This is a genomic window from Nitratidesulfovibrio sp. 1201_IL3209 (genome assembly GCF_036763125.1).
Classification (GTDB): Bacteria; Desulfobacterota; Desulfovibrionia; order Desulfovibrionales; family Desulfovibrionaceae; genus Cupidesulfovibrio.
On the sequence record NZ_JBAIYT010000100.1, the window covers coordinates 1 to 315 of the forward strand.

The window sequence follows — 315 nt, forward strand, 5'->3', positions numbered from 1 at the left end:
GGTGCACTATCGGTCGCCAGCGAATACTTAGCCTTGGAAGATGGTCCTCCCGGATTCCCACGGGGTTTCACGTGCCCCGCGGTACTCAGGTGCCCCTAGAGTGACGTTCGGGTTCGGATACAGGGCTGTCACCTGCTATGGCGGAGCTTTCCAGCTCTCTTCTCCTGCCTAGTAGTCAATCCCATGTCGGGGTCCTACAACCCCGGCTGGTCGAAACCAACCGGTTTGGGCTGGTCCCATTTCGCTCGCCGCTACTTTGGGAGTCTCGCTTGATTTCCTTTCCTCCGGGTACTGAGATGTTTCACTTCCCCGGGT

The 315-nt window shown here is 58.4% G+C and carries 1 rRNA gene; it reads right to left on the bottom strand.

Features of this window, described 5'->3' with window-relative positions:
* A 23S ribosomal RNA gene (locus tag V6B97_RS17230) occupies positions 1-315 on the bottom strand; the annotation flags it as partial.